The following is a 249-nucleotide window of genomic DNA, read 5'->3' on the forward strand; positions in this document are numbered from 1 at the left end:
GGTGCATCCAGGAGGATTCGAACCTCCGACCGCTCGGTTCGTAGCCGAGTACTCTATCCAGCTGAGCTATGGATGCAACGGAATGACTTCTTCTTACTGCTGTTACTGCGTGCCTTCTTACGGGCGGGTATGGTGTCGCTAAGACCACATTCACTGTCCATACTGCAAAAGTATGGTGCATCCAGGAGGATTCGAACCTCCGACCGCTCGGTTCGTAGCCGAGTACTCTATCCAGCTGAGCTATGGATG

The 249-nt window shown here is 53.4% G+C and carries 1 tRNA gene; it reads right to left on the bottom strand.

What is annotated here, in order from left to right:
• Positions 1–2: 2 nt before the first annotated feature.
• Positions 3–76 (bottom strand) — tRNA-Arg (locus CYR52_RS22270).
• Positions 77–249: the final 173 nt, after the last annotated feature.

Source organism: Chimaeribacter arupi (assembly GCF_002858805.1).
In the GTDB taxonomy this organism is placed as follows: domain Bacteria; phylum Pseudomonadota; class Gammaproteobacteria; order Enterobacterales; family Enterobacteriaceae; genus Chimaeribacter; species Chimaeribacter arupi.